This window comes from Bacillus sp. FJAT-22090, from assembly GCF_001278755.1.
Lineage (GTDB): Bacteria > Bacillota > Bacilli > Bacillales_A > Planococcaceae > Psychrobacillus.
Map to the genome: position 1 here is coordinate 214107 of NZ_CP012601.1, position 15472 is coordinate 229578.

The following is a 15472-nucleotide window of genomic DNA, read 5'->3' on the forward strand; positions in this document are numbered from 1 at the left end:
TATAGAAATTGCTTCTATTTTTTTTATCTATAAAATGAATGAGCATTCATTCAAGACGAAGGGGAGGCTTTGCACGTGACATATCAAATCAAAAAGGCTGCTGTTTTAGGTTCGGGGGTAATGGGATCTGGAATAGCTGCTCACCTAGCCAACATTGGCATTCCTACATTATTATTAGATATCGTTCCGAACGAAGTAAATAAAGAGGAAGAAGCAAAAGGATGGTCTTTGGAGCATCCTGCAGTTCGGAATCGTTTTGCTCAAACAGCATTACAAAAACTTTTAAAACAAAAACCAGCTCCACTTACTTCTACAAAAAACCTACAGTTAATAACTGCTGGCAACTTAGAAGATGATTTAGAAAAATTAAAAGATGTTGACTGGATTATTGAAGTAGTTGTAGAAAATTTAGAAGTGAAAAAGAACTTATATGAAAAAATAGATGCAGTACGTAAAACTGGAACAATCGTTAGTTCCAACACTTCAGGTATAAGCATAAATGCGATGGTTGATGGGCGTTCGGAAGATTTTGGAAAACATTTCTTAGGAACACATTTTTTCAATCCGCCTCGCTATTTAAAATTATTAGAAGTAATTCCAGCAAAAACTACGGATACAGAAGTAGTGGATTTCATGAAGCAATTTGGCGAAGACATTCTAGGTAAAGGAGTCGTTTTAGCTAAAGACACTCCTAACTTTATTGCAAATCGAATTGGAACATACGGATTACTTGTTTCACTACGGGAGATGCAAGCACGTGGATATTCTGTCGGAGAAGTGGATTCAGTAACTGGTCCGTTGATTGGTCGTCCAAAATCCGCCACTTTCCGTACACTGGACGTTGTTGGACTTGATACGTTTGCACACGTTGCTAAAAATGTATATGACCAAACAACAGGGGAAGAACAAAAGGTATTTGAAATTCCTGCATTTATGCAAAAAATGCTTGAAAATAAATGGCTTGGGGCTAAAACAGGTCAAGGTTTCTTCTTAAAAGAAGGAAAAGAAATTAAAGAGTTAAACCCAGAGACACTTGAATATGAAGCGATGAAAAAGCTAAAAACTCCTTCAATGGAGATGGCGAAGCAACAAAAAGGCTTAGCTGCAAAAGTGAAAACGTTAACATATGCAAAAGACCGTACTGGGGAGCTTTTATGGAGTATCTTAAGTCCAACACTTATATACTCTGCTCAGTTACATGGGGAAATTGCAGACGATATCGTATCGATTGACGACGCGATGAAATGGGGATTCGGCTGGCAGCAAGGACCTTTTGAAATATGGGATGCAATAGGTGTGAAGGATTCCGTTGAGAAAATGAAAGCAGAAGGTCATGACATTCCTTCATTCGTTCAATCTTTATTAGACAAAGGTTTGGAATCCTTCTATAAAGAAGACAATGGCGATCTTTTCTACTTCGATGGAACAGAATACAAAGCAGTTCCTTTAAGTGATAAAGTGATTAATCTTAAGAGCTATAAGAAAAAACATGGTGTGATCAAGTCGAATTCAGGAGCTAGCTTAATAGACTTAGGAGACGGAATTGCTCTACTTGAATTTCACTCAAAATCCAATTCAATCGGCTTAGATATTCTTCAAATGATAAACTTTGCAATTGATGAAGTAGAGAAAAACTTCAAAGGACTTGTAATAGGTAACCAAGGTAAAAACTTCAGTGTAGGTGCAAACCTTGGCATGATTCTTATGGAAGCACAGGACGATAATATTTTTGAATTGGACTTCGTTGTTCGTCAATTCCAAAACGCGATGATGAAAATCAAATACTCTACAAAGCCAGTTGTAGTTGCTCCATTTGGAATGACACTTGGCGGAGGTGCGGAAGCTACTTTACCAGCGGCACATATTCAAGCATCTTCTGAAACTTATATGGGTCTTGTAGAAGCAGGAGTAGGATTAATCCCTGGAGGTGGCGGCAACAAAGAGCTTTACCTTAAACACTTAAGAGGTGTTCCTAATGGTGTTCAAATTGATTACTTAAATGTTGCTAGCAAAGTGTTTGAAACGATTGCAATGGCGAAAGTATCGACTTCTGGGGAAGAAGCTCGTGAAAACAACTTCTTGAGCTTTGCAGATGGCATTAGCGTTAACCCTGATCATTTAATCTACGATGCGAAGCAAGCAGCACTAGCTCTTGCAGATGCTGGATATAAAGCGCCAATTAGAGAACAGGTCCCTGTTTCAGGCTCTCCCGGATATGCAGCTCTATTATTAGGTGCTGAAGGCATGTTCTTATCAGGATATATCAGTGAGCATGACATGAAAATTGCGAAAAAGCTTGCATACGTCATCGCTGGCGGTGAGGTTCCATACGGTACTTTAGTGGATGAGCAATATCTACTGAACTTAGAGCGTGAAGCTTTCTTAAGTTTAGTTGCAGATCCAAAATCTCAAGCAAGAATGCAACATATGTTAGTGAAAGGCAAACCATTACGCAACTAGACTGCGTTAGGTAAAAGGAGGAGAACTCATGCGTGAAGCAGTTATCGTAGCAGGTGCAAGAACACCCGTCGGAAAAGCGAAAAAAGGGTCATTAGCAACTGTTCGTCCAGATGATTTTGGAGCTTTAGTTGTAAAGGAAACATTGAATAGAGCAGGCGGATATGATGGTCCAATAGATGATTTAATTTTAGGCTGTGCAATGCCTGAAGCAGAACAAGGAATGAATGTTGCAAGAAATATTGGTGCACTAGCAGGTCTTCCAGATACAACACCAGCTATTACAGTAAATCGGTTCTGTTCTTCAGGGTTACAATCCATTGCTTATGCAGCAGAACGTATTATGCTAGGTCACTCTGAAGCAATTATTGCCGGAGGGGTAGAGTCGATGAGTATGGTTCCAATGATGGGAACTACGATTCGTCCAAATGCACGTTTAGCAGAAACAGCTCCACAATATTATATGGGAATGGGCCACACTGCTGAGCAAGTAGCAAACAAATATGGTGTGAGTCGTGAAGATCAAGATGCTTTTGCAGTACGTTCACATGAACGTGCAGCAGCTGCAATTGCAGCTGGTAAATTCAGTGATGATATCGTTCCTGTCGAAGTAGTTAAGCATTATATTGATGAAAACAATAAAGCTCAAGTGAAAAAGTTCTTATTCGAAATGGATGAAGGTGTTAGAGAAGGAACAACGGTTGAAACACTTGCAAAATTACGTCCAGCATTTAATGTTCGTGGTTCTGTAACAGCAGGAAATGCTTCTCAAACATCTGATGGTGCAGGTGCAGTTCTAGTTATGGACCGTGAAGTGGCAGAAGCACAAGGGTTAAAACCTCTTGCGAAATTCCGTTCATTCGCAGTTGGCGGTGTTCCACCAGAAGTAATGGGAATCGGACCAATTGTAGCAGTACCAAAAGCATTAAAGCTAGCTGGTTTATCTGTTGAGGATATTGATATTTGGGAAATTAATGAAGCATTTGCTTCTCAATCTCTTCAAGTAGTTCGTCATTTAGGAATTGACATAGATAAAGTTAATGTGAATGGTGGAGCAATTGCACTCGGACATCCGCTTGGAGCTACTGGTACAATTTTGACTTTAAAAATGATGAGTGAACTAAGACGTCAAGGAAAGCAGTTCGGAGTCGTTACTATGTGTATCGGTGGGGGAATGGGAGCGGCAGGAGTATTTGAACTTTTATAAGCTATCAACTTATCAAACAAAAGGGGAGATTTAACATGACAGAAGTTAAAGATGTGATTAAAGGCGGAGGCTTTTTAGTTGAAGATTTAGAGGCAAGTCGAGTATTTACACCAGAGGACTTTACCGATGAACAAAAAATGATTGCAAAAACAGCTGAAGAATATGTAAAAAATCAAGTGTTACCAGTTGTAGAAAATCTTGAACACCATGAATTCGAGCATTCAGTACGATTATTGAAAGAAGCAGGTGATTTAGGGTTACTTGCTGCAGATATTCCAGAAGAATATGGCGGATTAGGATTAGATAAGATTTCTTCTGCATTAATTGCAGAAAAGATTTCGGTTGCAGGTGGTTTCTCCATCACCCACGGAGCACATGTTGGAATTGGGACACTACCAATCGTTTTATTTGGTAATGAAGAGCAAAAGCAAAAGTATCTACCAAACTCTGCATCTGGAGATAAAATCTCCGCTTATGCACTGACTGAGCCAGGTTCAGGTTCTGATGCTTTAGGAGCAAAAACTACTGCGAAATTGAATGCAGAAGGAACTCACTATATTTTAAATGGTGAAAAACAATGGATTACGAATGCTGGTTTTGCAGATGTATTTGTTGTTTATGCGAAAGTGGATGGAGACAAATTCACAGCATTTATCGTAGAAAAAACTTTCCCAGGCGTTTCAGTGGGAGCAGAAGAAAAGAAAATGGGTATTAAATCTTCGTCTACTCGTACTCTTATTTTACAGGATGCAGAGGTGCCTGTAGAAAACTTATTAGGTGAAATTGGACGCGGGCATGTAATTGCTTTCAATATTTTAAATATCGGTCGTTACAAATTAGGGGTAGGTACAGTAGGTGGATCTAAACGTGCTTTAGAGCTTGCAATTTCTTATTCCAATCAACGTCAACAATTCAAAACACCTATTTCTTCTTTTAATTTAACAAAGCAAAAACTTGCTACAATGGCTTCTAAGTTGTATGCGACAGAAAGCTTGATATACAGAACTGTTGGTTACTTTGAAGAACGTATGGGGCAATTAAGTGAAGCAGAACAAAAAGATGGGAAAGCGATTGCTGCTTCTATCGCGGAATATGCCATCGAATGTTCTATTAATAAAGTAGTAGGTTCAGAAGTTCTCGATTATATCGTTGATGAAGCTGTTCAGTTACATGGTGGATATGGCTTTATGCAAGAATACGAAGTAGAGCGTATTTATCGAGACTCTCGTATTAACCGTATTTTCGAGGGTACAAATGAAATTAACCGACTAATCGTTCCTGGTACATTCTTGAAGAAAGCGATGAAAGGTGAGCTTCCGCTACTTCAAAAAGCACAAAGTTTACAAGAAGAGCTACTCATGATGATGCCAGAAGAAGTGAGTGACGCGCCACTAGCACAAGAAAAAGTATTGGTAGCAAATGCGAAGAAAATTGGTTTACTAGCTGCAGGTCTTGCTGCTCAACGCTTTGGTACAAAACTTGAAGCAGAGCAAGAAGTATTAGTTAATATTGCAAACATTGCTAACAACATATTTGCAATGGAATCAGCGGTACTTCGTACGGAAAAAGCAATCGACCGTGGTGGAGTAGAAAAAGCAAATCAAAAATTACTTTATACACAAATCTTCTGCCAAGAAGCATTTGATGAAATCGAAAAAGCAGCAAAAGAAACACTAATTGCATCTGTTGAGGGAGATAACTTACGAATGATGATATCTGCACTTCGTAAACTAACTCGCTATTCTCCGTATAATGTGATTGCTAAGAAACGTGAAGCTTCTGTTAAGTTAATTGAGGCTGAAAAATTTGTTGTTTAATTAAATGAAAGGGCCTATCACAAAAAATCGGCTCAGCTTGAAGTTAAAAGGCAGTTGGAGTAGCTCATTCCAACTGCCTTTTAGACTGTAGACAAACCTAATTTTTGGTGCATAGAGTTGTATAATAAATTCGGCAAGGACCACCACTTCGCTTTCCGTGGGCTTGGCTTCAGCCTCCTCGTCACTTCGTTCCTGCGGGGTCTTCTGCTCAAGCTGTCCCACAGGAGTCTTCGTGGTGATCCTTGCCTTAAAACCAATTCCTTATAGATATCTACTATGTTTACTTTAAATCGGAAAAAGCAATTTCTTTAGGAAAATTTATCATTATTCATAACCGTTTTTTAAAATACTTTTGACGTTAAGCTGAAGGTCAGTTGGAATAGCTCGTTCCAACTGTCTTTATCTATTATTAACGAGAATAGTACTCATATAACCTTACCAAGTTCGGTTGGTGGACAAATTGGGTACCAAATGTACACTACTCAATTTTTGGGTTTGGAGAAGCACACGCTCGACTTCTGTGGGAAGGCGAGCGTTATGGCTCGGAAAACTGATCTTTTCATATATGAAAAATTAAGTTTGTCTACAGTCTGAGCCGAACTCAGTAACGGCTTTTTTTGTTTGCTTTGTTAAATATTACTGTTGTTATTTATTAATACAGATAATGCCATCCTTGAATTATGCATTTGTACTGACCGCGTGTATCTGTATAAAGTTTCAAAACGTGATTTTATTTCTCCATATTTTGAAGAAATGAATACGAAACTATATTCGCTGGTGTCTTCAGGATGTGCGCCTTACACGCCGCATGAGCGCGAAGAATGAGACTCCGCGTAAGGATGTGGGAGTGAGTGAAACGAACGACTCATCCTGCGGTGGCTCATGCGTAGCGTGCGGCAAGCGCACGTCCGTGTGATTGGTATTACAGTTGATGAACAGATTTTTCTGTTTAGTTAGAAATACTGAAGTTTTAGTTGGAAAAAATCGATGTTTAGTTGGAATAAACATTGATTTAGTTGGAAAATTCCTAACTTTAGTTGGAAAGCCTAATTCTTTTCGTTACACAAGAACATTGCTTTTGTGCAATAGTATTGTATATGATAAGAAGAAAAAGGTGATTTTAATGACGATTCAATTTTTTGGTTATCCCAAATGTAGCACGTGTAGAAAGGCAAGTAAGTGGCTGAAAGATCATCAAGTGGAATTTGAGGATAATCATATAGTGGAAAACCCACCATCAAAAGAAATGATAAAAGAGATTTTAGTAAATACAAATACAGATATAAAGAAGCTCTTTAATACAAGTGGTACTAAATATCGAGAAATGCAATTGAAGGACAAGCTTCCAAATATGACAGAAAAAGAACAAATCGAAACGCTCGTTTCAGATGGAATGCTTATTAAGCGACCAATTGTATATGATGGAGAGCATTTGACGCTAGGTTTTAAAGAAGAAGAGTTTGAACATATTTGGAAAAGCATATAAAGTTGCTTGTTTTTACAATTGAAATGTGTGAATATTATAGAGGAATGTATATTTTTTTGAGAGGGGTATAACATGAGCACACCTAAAGAATTAAAATACTCAGAAGAGCATGAATGGGTAAAAACAGAAGACGGTAAAGTACGTATTGGAATTACACATTTTGCACAATCAGAACTTGGGGATATCGTGTTTGTCGAGCTTCCACAAGTAGGAGACGATATTAAAGCTGGAGATCCTTTCGGAAGTGTAGAATCAGTTAAAACTGTTTCTGAACTGTATGCTCCGATCAGCGGTAAAGTAGTAGAAGTAAACGCTGATTTAGAAGACAGCCCTGAATATGTAAACGAATCTCCGTATGAAAATGCATGGATGATCGTAGTTGAGCCTTCTGACGTAGCAGAAGTGGATGCACTATTATCTGCAGAACAATACGAAGAGTTAATTCAAGAATAATGGATTTAAAAAGGCGCCGGTTATTTACTGGCGCTTTTTCATATACTAGTATATATAATGTGCTGGGAGAGAAGCTAATGGCTAAGGTATTTAGTGAAAAAGTAATTCTTGTAGAAGGTAGATCAGATAAACTGAAACTTTTAACCATTCTTGCTGAAGCAACTGAAATTGTTTGTACGAATGGCACTATTTCTAATGTGAAATTAGAAGAAATCTTAAGTCCTTTAGAAGAATTGCCCATATATGCTTTTTTAGACTCCGATAAATCAGGAGAACAAATACGATCGGTAGTTAGAAAGGTATATCCAGAAGCAATTCATCTATATACGAATCCTGTATATGGTGAAGTTGCAAATACCCCGCTTGATGTTTTGGCTTCTATCTTACAACGTGCTAAGATTAAGGTGAAAAAAGAATTTTTATCATAGGATGATGTTTGTGAATGAATGGTCTCGAGAGGAATGGGAGCAAGCTAAAAATGCTCCTAGTCTTTCTCTTTTATATATTTACACCCCAATGTGTGGGACATGCCAAGTTGCCTCTAAAATGATGAAGGTACTTAAAGAAATTGTACAGTTTCCGGTTGGACAGGCAAATATAAATTATATGAAAGATTTAGCGATGGATTATGAAATTGAAAGTGTGCCATGTCTTTTAATTGCAAAAGAAGGAATTGTTTATAAAAAGGTTTATGCTTTCCAATCAATTCCTTATCTTTTAGATGTTATAAAAAGTGTTGACGACACCGAATTATCATGATAAAATTCGATTTATTGATAACAACTGAATAGTGTCGCTCTTATTAAGAGAGGTGGAGGGAAGTGCCCGATGAAACCCAGCAACCGTCATGTAAATGAAATGGTGCCAAATCACTCAAAGCGTAAATGCTTTGGAAAATGAGAGAATGGATGACTGTTATTTTGAATGATAACATACACCCCTTCTGCTCTTTTGCAGAAGGGGTTTTTTGATAGTAAAAGTACTATCCATACAGGAAGGAAGATTTACGTGATTAGCTTAAAAGATATTTCGAAAAAGTTTAGTACGAAGCAAGGTACCATTGTTGCTGTTGATAATGTAAATCTTACAATTAAGCAGGGTGAGATTTTTGGAATTATTGGATATAGTGGTGCAGGAAAAAGTACTTTAATCAGATTGTTGAATGGATTAGAAAAGCCGACTTCAGGGCAAATTGTTGTAAATGATAAAGAAATTACATCAATTTCCGAAGGTAAGCTTCGACAAGTAAGACAAAAAGTAAGCATGATTTTTCAGCATTTCAATCTTTTGTGGTCAAGAACTGTTGCAGAAAACATAGCTTTTCCTTTGGAAATCGCAGGAGTACCTAAAGAACAAAGAGCTACTCGTGTAAAAGAATTGATTGAGTTAGTAGGTTTAGAAGGCCGAGGAGATTATTATCCTTCTCAATTATCCGGTGGACAAAAGCAACGGGTAGGAATTGCTCGAGCATTAGCAAATCGCCCAGAAGTGTTGCTTTGTGATGAAGCTACATCTGCACTTGACCCAGAAACAACGGATTCCATATTAGATTTACTGATTAGTATTAACGAAAGATTAGGTTTGACCATTGTACTAATTACACATGAAATGCAGGTTATTCAAAAGATTTGTAATCGAGTAGCAGTAATGGAGAACGGACATGTGGTAGAGGAAGGGGACGTGCTGGAAGTTTTCCAAAATCCCCAACAGCCCATAACAAAGAGATTTGTTACACAAGTTTCTGAAAATAATCAATCTCAGCAGACGATTCAAAATTTACAAGAACTATATCCAAATGGCAAACTCATCAAGCTTGTTTTTGTTGGAGACCAAACGGAACAGCCAATTCTATCGAGACTAATTAAACAATTTGATTTGGAAGTAAATATCGTACAAGGAAATATTACACATACGATAAGTGGAGCTTATGGGACATTGATTCTTCAGATTGACGGTGATGCATCGGCAATCGATAAGGCAATTCTATTTATTCACGAACAAAAAGTACACACAGAGGTGATCAACAATGATTAATACTTTATTTCCAAATGTTGATTGGCCAAAAATGTGGGAAGCGACAATGGAAACTCTTTATATGACTGCAGTTTCTACTTTATTAACATTTGTATTTGGTCTTGCACTAGGATTACTTTTGTTTTTAACAAGTCCGCATCAAGCATGGGCCAATAAACTAACAAATTGGTTGACGGGAGCATTTACTAATATCTTTCGTTCGATACCATTTATTATTTTAATCATATTGCTTATTCCATTTACGAAATTACTTTTAGGTACTATTCGTGGACCAAATGCTGCGTTTCCAGCTCTTGTAATTGGAGCTGCTCCATTTTATGCACGAATGGTTTTAATTGGATTAAGAGAAATAGATAAAGGTGTGCTTGAAGCAGCTAAATCGATGGGGGCTAAAACTTCTACTATTATATGGAAGGTTTTATTACCAGAATCGATGCCAGCATTAGTCTCTGGTATAACAGTTACTTGTATATCACTAGTTGGATATACGGCAATGGCGGGAATTATTGGTGCAGGCGGCTTAGGTACGTTAGCATTCTTAGATGGGTTCCAACGCAGTAGAGAAGATGTAACGCTTGTTGCAACCATTTTAATACTCATTGTAGTATTTATTATTCAATGGATTGGCGACGCGATAACAACAAAGATAGACAAGAGATAACTGGTGTTAACGAGATAACTCGATCACATATAAAATTGGGGAATTAGAGAAGGAGAGAAATTAGATGAAAAAGTTTTTAGCAGGAGCATTATTATCCGTTAGTGCATTAACACTGGCTGCTTGTGGTGGAGAAGAAGAAAGCAGTAAATTAGTAGTAGGGGCTTCAAACGTTCCTCATGCTGAGATATTAGAACAAGCTAAACCAATACTAGAAGAACAAGGTATTGAACTTACAATTGAAACTTACCAAGACTATGTTTTACCAAACCAAGATTTAGATTCAGGCGAGTTGGATGCTAACTATTTCCAGCATATCCCTTACTTTGAATCACAAAAAGAAGAATTTGGATACGATTTTGAAAATGCAGGTGGAATCCATATTGAGCCAATCGGTTTATATTCTAAAAAATATGGTTCTATTGAAGAATTACCAGAAGGTGCAACGATCTTAATGAGTAACTCAGTTGCTGACCATGGTCGTGTATTAGCAATGTTAGAGGCTCAAGGACTAATCAAATTAGCTGAAGGTGTTGATAAAACAGCAGCTGAATTAACGGATATTGTAGAGAATCCAAAAAATCTTGAATTTGACGCTAACTATGAGGCTGCATTATTAGTGCAACTGTATGAAAATGAAGAAGGCGATGCAGTACTAATCAATTCAAACTATGCTTTAGACGCTGGACTTAACCCGATGGAAGATTCTATTGCTATTGAAGACTCTGAATCACCATATGTAAACATCATTGCAGTTAAAGCTGGCGATGAAGATAAAAAAGAAATTAAAGCTCTAGTAGACGTTTTACACTCTAAAGAAATCCAAGATTTCATCGTTGAAGAGTGGGGCGGATCCGTAGTTCCAGTTAAATAATCTAGAACGTAGCAGGCACTTTAAGTGTCTGCTTTTTTTATTGTAGAGAAATTATTTGTAAGTATGAAAAGTTATTTCTGACCGGATAGAAGCGTTTTGTGACAGTATAAATCCTTTTGATGGAGCATTGGCAATAATAGTAAATAAGTTATCTAAAGAAAAAAGTGTTTGAAGGTGTGTTATCATGGGTATGTAAGTATTGTAAGTTTTAAAAAATCGAAAGGAATGATTCATTATCAATTTAGAAGAGTTGCCCTACACAGAACAAATGGACCACGCGTTTAGAGGAGTTCACGGTTTCGGATATACCGAATTACGAAATAGTCAGGATTTACGACTGATGGTTGAACAACGTAGACAGCGAGATCATGAGAAAAGTGTCCAACTAGTCGCGAAAATTGATGCTCAATCTTTTCGAGGTTAATAAAAGATAATAAAAATCCATGGAGAAACTTATTCTCCATGGATTTTTTGGGTTAAACACTATATTCATAGTGAAATCCATTCTCATTTGGAGCAGCTTATTGAAAATTAGCAAAGAATAGTACTTTGTATGAATTTGCATAGATAAGAAAGTAAAATACAAGAAATACAATAGTTTTATAAACCTAAAGAGAAAGTATTTCAAAAGATTTGCATGGCAATAGACTTTGGGTTAAGATTAGAATGATAATAAATTAGAATGGTAAACCATTCGAAGTTACTTAATGGAGGTTATTACATGTCAACTTTAGTAATTAAGGATTTACACGTTGCTATAGACGGTAAAGAGATATTAAAGGGTGTTAATTTAACTATTAATACAAACGAAATTCACGCAGTTATGGGTCCAAACGGTACTGGTAAGTCTACTTTAGCATCTGCTATTATGGGCCATCCTAAATATGAAGTAACTTCAGGTTCAATTGAATTGGACGGGGAAGATGTATTAGAAATGGAAGTAGACGAGCGTGCTCAAGCTGGTTTGTTTTTAGCTATGCAATATCCAAGTGAAATTACTGGAGTAACTAATGCCGATTTCTTACGTTCTGCTATCAATTCACGTCGTGAAGAAGGCGATGAAATTTCATTAATGAAATTCATTCGTGAATTGGACAGCAAAATGGAATTTTTAGAAATGGATTTAGATATGGCTCAACGTTATTTAAATGAAGGATTCTCTGGTGGGGAGAAAAAACGTAATGAAATTCTTCAATTAATGATGTTAAAACCAAAATTTGCTATCTTAGATGAGATTGACTCTGGTCTAGATATCGATGCACTTAAAGTTGTTTCAAAAGGAATTAACGAGATGCGTGGAGAAGGTTTCGGAAGTCTAGTGATCACTCACTACCAACGTCTTCTTAACTACATTACTCCTGACCATGTACACGTTATGATGCAAGGTCGTGTAGTTAAATCTGGTGGTCCTGAGCTTGCACAAAAACTTGAAGCACAAGGATATGACTGGATTAAAGAAGAGTTAGGAATTGAAGACGAGACAGTTGGACAAGAAGCATAAGAAAGGGGACGAATCAGCATGACGGTTGAAACAAAATTGGCATTAACCGAGCAGGATATCCGCTCCTTTTCAGAAAGTAAACAAGAGCCAAGCTGGATGACAGATATTCGTCTAACAGCTTTTGGTGAGCTTGAATCACTTCCAATGCCAAAGCCAGATAAAACAAAAATCGATAACTGGAATTTCATTGAATTCCCTACACATACTGTAGAGAGCAATGTTTTCACTTCTTTAGATGAATTACCGGAAGAAGTGAAAGTACTTGTTAATACAGAAGAGCAAAAAAATATTTATATTCAACATAATAATACGCCAGCTTTTGTTTCATTATCGGATGAACTAAAAGAAAAAGGTGTTATTTTAACAGATATTTTTACAGCGATCCGTGAAAATGCCGACCTAGTTCAAAAGTATTTTATGACAGATGGCGTAAAAGTAAATGAGCATAAACTCACAGCACTACATGCAGCACTTTTAAATGGTGGAGTATTCGTATACGTACCTAAAAATGTTGTGGTAGAAGAACCGATTCAAGTAATTTATTTACACGATAATAATACAGCATCTCTTTTCAACCATACGTTATTAGTTGCAGATGAAAATAGTGTTGTCACTTACGTAGAAAATTATCTATCGACTGTTGAACATACAAATGGCTTAGCTAACATTGTTTCAGAAGTTATTGCAAAGGATAATGCAAAAGTAACTTTTGGTACAGTGGATGTTCTTGCAGAAGGATTCACTACGTATGTAAACCGTCGTGGTGTCACTAGCCGTGATGCTGTTCTTGAATGGGCACTCGGTATGATGAATGATGGCGATACGATTTCCGAGAGCGTAACTCATTTAGTTGGGGATAACTCGCAAGGTCGTGTTAAAATGGTTGTTGTAGGTCGTGGGAAACAAAAACAAAACTTCACAACAAAAGTTATTCATTGGGGAAAACATTCGGATGGACATATTTTAAAACACGGTGTTATGAAAGATGAGGCATCATCTATTTTTAATGGTATTGGGAAAATTGAATATGGTGCTACAAAATCCAATGCAGTTCAAGAATCTCGTGTACTCATGTTAAGTGAAAAAGCACGTGGAGATGCCAACCCAATTCTATTGATCGACGAAGATGATGTAACAGCAGGTCACGCAGCTTCTGTTGGCCGAGTAGACCCACTTCAGTTGTACTATTTAATGAGCCGTGGTATTTCTAAACACGAAGCAGAGCGTCTAGTTATTCATGGATTCCTTGCTCCAGTAGTAAATGAATTACCTATCGAAGGCGTAAAGAAACAGCTGACGGAGGTTATTGAAAGGAAAGTTCGCTAATGCTCAGCAAAGAGATTCGAAGCTATTTTCCCATATTAAATCAAGAAATCAATGGTCATCCACTTGTCTATCTAGACAGTGGTGCCACTTCACAGAAGCCAGTGCAAGTTATTGAAGCGATTAAAAAGTATTATGAATACGAAAACTCAAATGTTCACCGTGGTGTGCATACATTAGGGAATCGTGCAACAGAAAGTTACGAAGGTGCACGAGAAAAAGTTCGAAATTTCATTAATGCTAAATCTACAAAAGAAATAATATTTACTCGTGGTACAACAACATCTATTAACACAGTTGCTAGAAGCTATGGCTTAGCAAATGTGAAAGAGGGCGATGAAATTGTCATCACGCATATGGAACACCATTCAAATATTATTCCTTGGCAACAACTTGCTAAAGATACAGGGGCAACATTAAAATACATCGATTTAGAAGCAGATGGAACATTATCATTAGAAAATGTCCGTGCTACTATCACAGATAAAACAAAAATTGTATCCATCGTATACGTTTCGAACGTTTTAGGTACGATGAATCCAATAAAAGAAATTACTGAAATAGCACATGAACATGGTGCTATAATGGTCGTAGACGGTGCTCAAGCCGCTCCACATTTAAAGCTAGATGTTCAAAATTTGGATTGTGATTTTCTTGCATTTTCAGGTCATAAAATGTGTGGTCCGACAGGTATCGGGGTACTTTATGGTAAGCAGGAATTACTTGAAAAAATGGAACCTGTTGAATTTGGTGGAGAAATGATTGACTTTGTAGGACTATACGAGTCTACATGGAAAGAGCTACCTTGGAAATTCGAAGGTGGAACACCGATCATTGCTGGAGCGATTGGTCTAGCAGCTGCCATTGATTTCCTTGAGGAAATCGGGCTAGATGAGATTGAAAAACACGAGCATGAGCTTGCTACTTACGCCATGGATAAAATGCTTACAATAGAAGGCTTGACTATTTATGGACCAAACGATCCGTCTAAGCGAGCTGGAATCGTAACATTTAACTTAGATGATGTGCATCCACATGATGTTGCAACCGTACTTGATATGAGCGGTATTGCTGTTCGTGCAGGTCATCATTGTGCACAACCATTGATGAAATGGTTACAATGTACGGCTACTGCAAGAGCAAGTTTTTATCTTTATAACACAGAAGAAGATATTGACCGTTTAGTTGCTGGATTGCGCACTGCAAAGGAGTATTTTAACGATGTCTTCTAATTTAGATCAATTATATCGTCGAGTAATAATGGACCATTATAAAAATCCTCGTAATAAAGGAAGTATCGAGGAAGGTGCTCTTACAATTGACATGAATAACCCGACTTGTGGAGATCGCATTCATCTGACACTTCAAGTAGAAGATGGAATTATCCAAAACGCAAAGTTTGATGGGGAAGGTTGTTCTATTTCAATGGCTTCTGCTTCCATGATGACACAAGCAGTAAAAGGGAAAAAAGTCGAAGAAGCCTTAAAACTTTCTACTACTTTTTCAGAGATGATGCTAGGAAAAGACTATGATGATTCCATTGACTTGGATGATATTGAAGCATTACATGGTGTATCTAAGTTTCCTGCGCGTATTAAATGTGCAACACTTGCATGGAAGGCTATGGAAAAAGGCGTTTCTGAAGAAAAATAATAATTGGAG

14 protein-coding genes and 1 riboswitch are annotated in these 15472 nt (G+C 37.4%); all 14 genes read left to right on the forward strand.

Annotated elements, in window-relative coordinates:
* Positions 1-75: 75 nt before the first annotated feature.
* The 14 genes from AM499_RS01105 to sufU all read left to right on the forward strand — a co-directional run bounded on the left by AM499_RS01105 (position 76) and on the right by sufU (position 15463).
* The gene (locus AM499_RS01105) at positions 76-2460 is read left to right on the forward strand and encodes a 3-hydroxyacyl-CoA dehydrogenase/enoyl-CoA hydratase family protein (RefSeq protein WP_053588482.1); all 2385 of its coding nucleotides are present in this window, start codon (positions 76-78) and stop codon (positions 2458-2460) included.
* A 28-nt stretch (positions 2461-2488) separates the two neighbouring features.
* Entirely contained in the window at positions 2489-3664 is a 1176-nt protein-coding gene (locus AM499_RS01110; protein ID WP_053588483.1) for an acetyl-CoA C-acetyltransferase, read from the forward strand.
* A 35-nt stretch (positions 3665-3699) separates the two neighbouring features.
* On the forward strand, positions 3700-5481 hold the full coding sequence (locus AM499_RS01115) for an acyl-CoA dehydrogenase family protein (RefSeq protein WP_053588484.1): 1782 nt from the start codon (positions 3700-3702) through the stop codon (positions 5479-5481).
* Positions 5482-6604: 1123 nt separating this feature from the next.
* Positions 6605-6967, forward strand: coding sequence for an arsenate reductase family protein (locus AM499_RS01125; protein ID WP_053592051.1), 363 nt, complete (start codon positions 6605-6607; stop codon positions 6965-6967).
* A gap of 72 nt (positions 6968-7039) precedes the next feature.
* Positions 7040-7420, forward strand: coding sequence for a glycine cleavage system protein GcvH (gcvH, locus tag AM499_RS01130; RefSeq protein WP_053588486.1), 381 nt, complete (start codon positions 7040-7042; stop codon positions 7418-7420).
* Positions 7421-7497: 77 nt separating this feature from the next.
* Positions 7498-7848 (forward strand): toprim domain-containing protein, encoded by a 351-nt coding sequence (locus AM499_RS01135; RefSeq protein WP_053588487.1) that lies wholly within the window; start codon positions 7498-7500, stop codon positions 7846-7848.
* A 10-nt stretch (positions 7849-7858) separates the two neighbouring features.
* Positions 7859-8179, forward strand: coding sequence for a thioredoxin family protein (locus tag AM499_RS01140; RefSeq protein ID WP_053592052.1), 321 nt, complete (start codon positions 7859-7861; stop codon positions 8177-8179).
* A gap of 37 nt (positions 8180-8216) precedes the next feature.
* A riboswitch (SAM riboswitch) is annotated at positions 8217-8323 on the forward strand.
* A 105-nt stretch (positions 8324-8428) separates the two neighbouring features.
* Positions 8429-9454, forward strand: a complete 1026-nt coding sequence (locus AM499_RS01145; protein WP_053588488.1) for a methionine ABC transporter ATP-binding protein — start codon at positions 8429-8431, stop codon at positions 9452-9454.
* Positions 9447-10115: a methionine ABC transporter permease gene (locus AM499_RS01150; RefSeq protein ID WP_053588489.1), complete on the forward strand. Its 669-nt coding sequence runs from the start codon at positions 9447-9449 to the stop codon at positions 10113-10115. Before AM499_RS01145 ends, AM499_RS01150 begins: the two co-directional genes overlap by 8 nt.
* 64 nt (positions 10116-10179) lie before the next feature.
* Entirely contained in the window at positions 10180-10986 is an 807-nt protein-coding gene (locus AM499_RS01155) for a MetQ/NlpA family ABC transporter substrate-binding protein (RefSeq protein ID WP_053588490.1), read from the forward strand.
* Positions 10987-11707: 721 nt separating this feature from the next.
* Entirely contained in the window at positions 11708-12487 is a 780-nt protein-coding gene (gene sufC, locus AM499_RS01160; RefSeq protein WP_053588491.1) for a Fe-S cluster assembly ATPase SufC, read from the forward strand.
* A gap of 18 nt (positions 12488-12505) precedes the next feature.
* The gene (gene sufD, locus AM499_RS01165) at positions 12506-13813 is read left to right on the forward strand and encodes a Fe-S cluster assembly protein SufD (protein ID WP_053588492.1); all 1308 of its coding nucleotides are present in this window, start codon (positions 12506-12508) and stop codon (positions 13811-13813) included.
* Positions 13813-15042: a cysteine desulfurase gene (locus tag AM499_RS01170; protein ID WP_053588493.1), complete on the forward strand. Its 1230-nt coding sequence runs from the start codon at positions 13813-13815 to the stop codon at positions 15040-15042. Before sufD ends, AM499_RS01170 begins: the two co-directional genes overlap by 1 nt.
* Positions 15032-15463, forward strand: a complete 432-nt coding sequence (sufU, locus tag AM499_RS01175; RefSeq protein WP_053588494.1) for a Fe-S cluster assembly sulfur transfer protein SufU — start codon at positions 15032-15034, stop codon at positions 15461-15463. The genes AM499_RS01170 and sufU overlap by 11 nt, the downstream gene beginning before the upstream one ends.
* Positions 15464-15472: the final 9 nt, after the last annotated feature.

Coding starts and splice junctions, on each gene's coding strand:
- AM499_RS01150 (WP_053588489.1), top strand. CDS start 9,447: ATGATTAATACTTTATTTCCAAATGTTGATTGGCCAAAAATGTGGGAA.
- sufC (WP_053588491.1), top strand. CDS start 11,708: ATGTCAACTTTAGTAATTAAGGATTTACACGTTGCTATAGACGGTAAA.
- AM499_RS01115 (WP_053588484.1), top strand. CDS start 3,700: ATGACAGAAGTTAAAGATGTGATTAAAGGCGGAGGCTTTTTAGTTGAA.
- sufU (WP_053588494.1), top strand. CDS start 15,032: ATGTCTTCTAATTTAGATCAATTATATCGTCGAGTAATAATGGACCAT.
- AM499_RS01110 (WP_053588483.1), top strand. CDS start 2,489: ATGCGTGAAGCAGTTATCGTAGCAGGTGCAAGAACACCCGTCGGAAAA.
- AM499_RS01135 (WP_053588487.1), top strand. CDS start 7,498: ATGGCTAAGGTATTTAGTGAAAAAGTAATTCTTGTAGAAGGTAGATCA.
- sufD (WP_053588492.1), top strand. CDS start 12,506: ATGACGGTTGAAACAAAATTGGCATTAACCGAGCAGGATATCCGCTCC.
- AM499_RS01170 (WP_053588493.1), top strand. CDS start 13,813: ATGCTCAGCAAAGAGATTCGAAGCTATTTTCCCATATTAAATCAAGAA.
- AM499_RS01125 (WP_053592051.1), top strand. CDS start 6,605: ATGACGATTCAATTTTTTGGTTATCCCAAATGTAGCACGTGTAGAAAG.
- gcvH (WP_053588486.1), top strand. CDS start 7,040: ATGAGCACACCTAAAGAATTAAAATACTCAGAAGAGCATGAATGGGTA.
- AM499_RS01155 (WP_053588490.1), top strand. CDS start 10,180: ATGAAAAAGTTTTTAGCAGGAGCATTATTATCCGTTAGTGCATTAACA.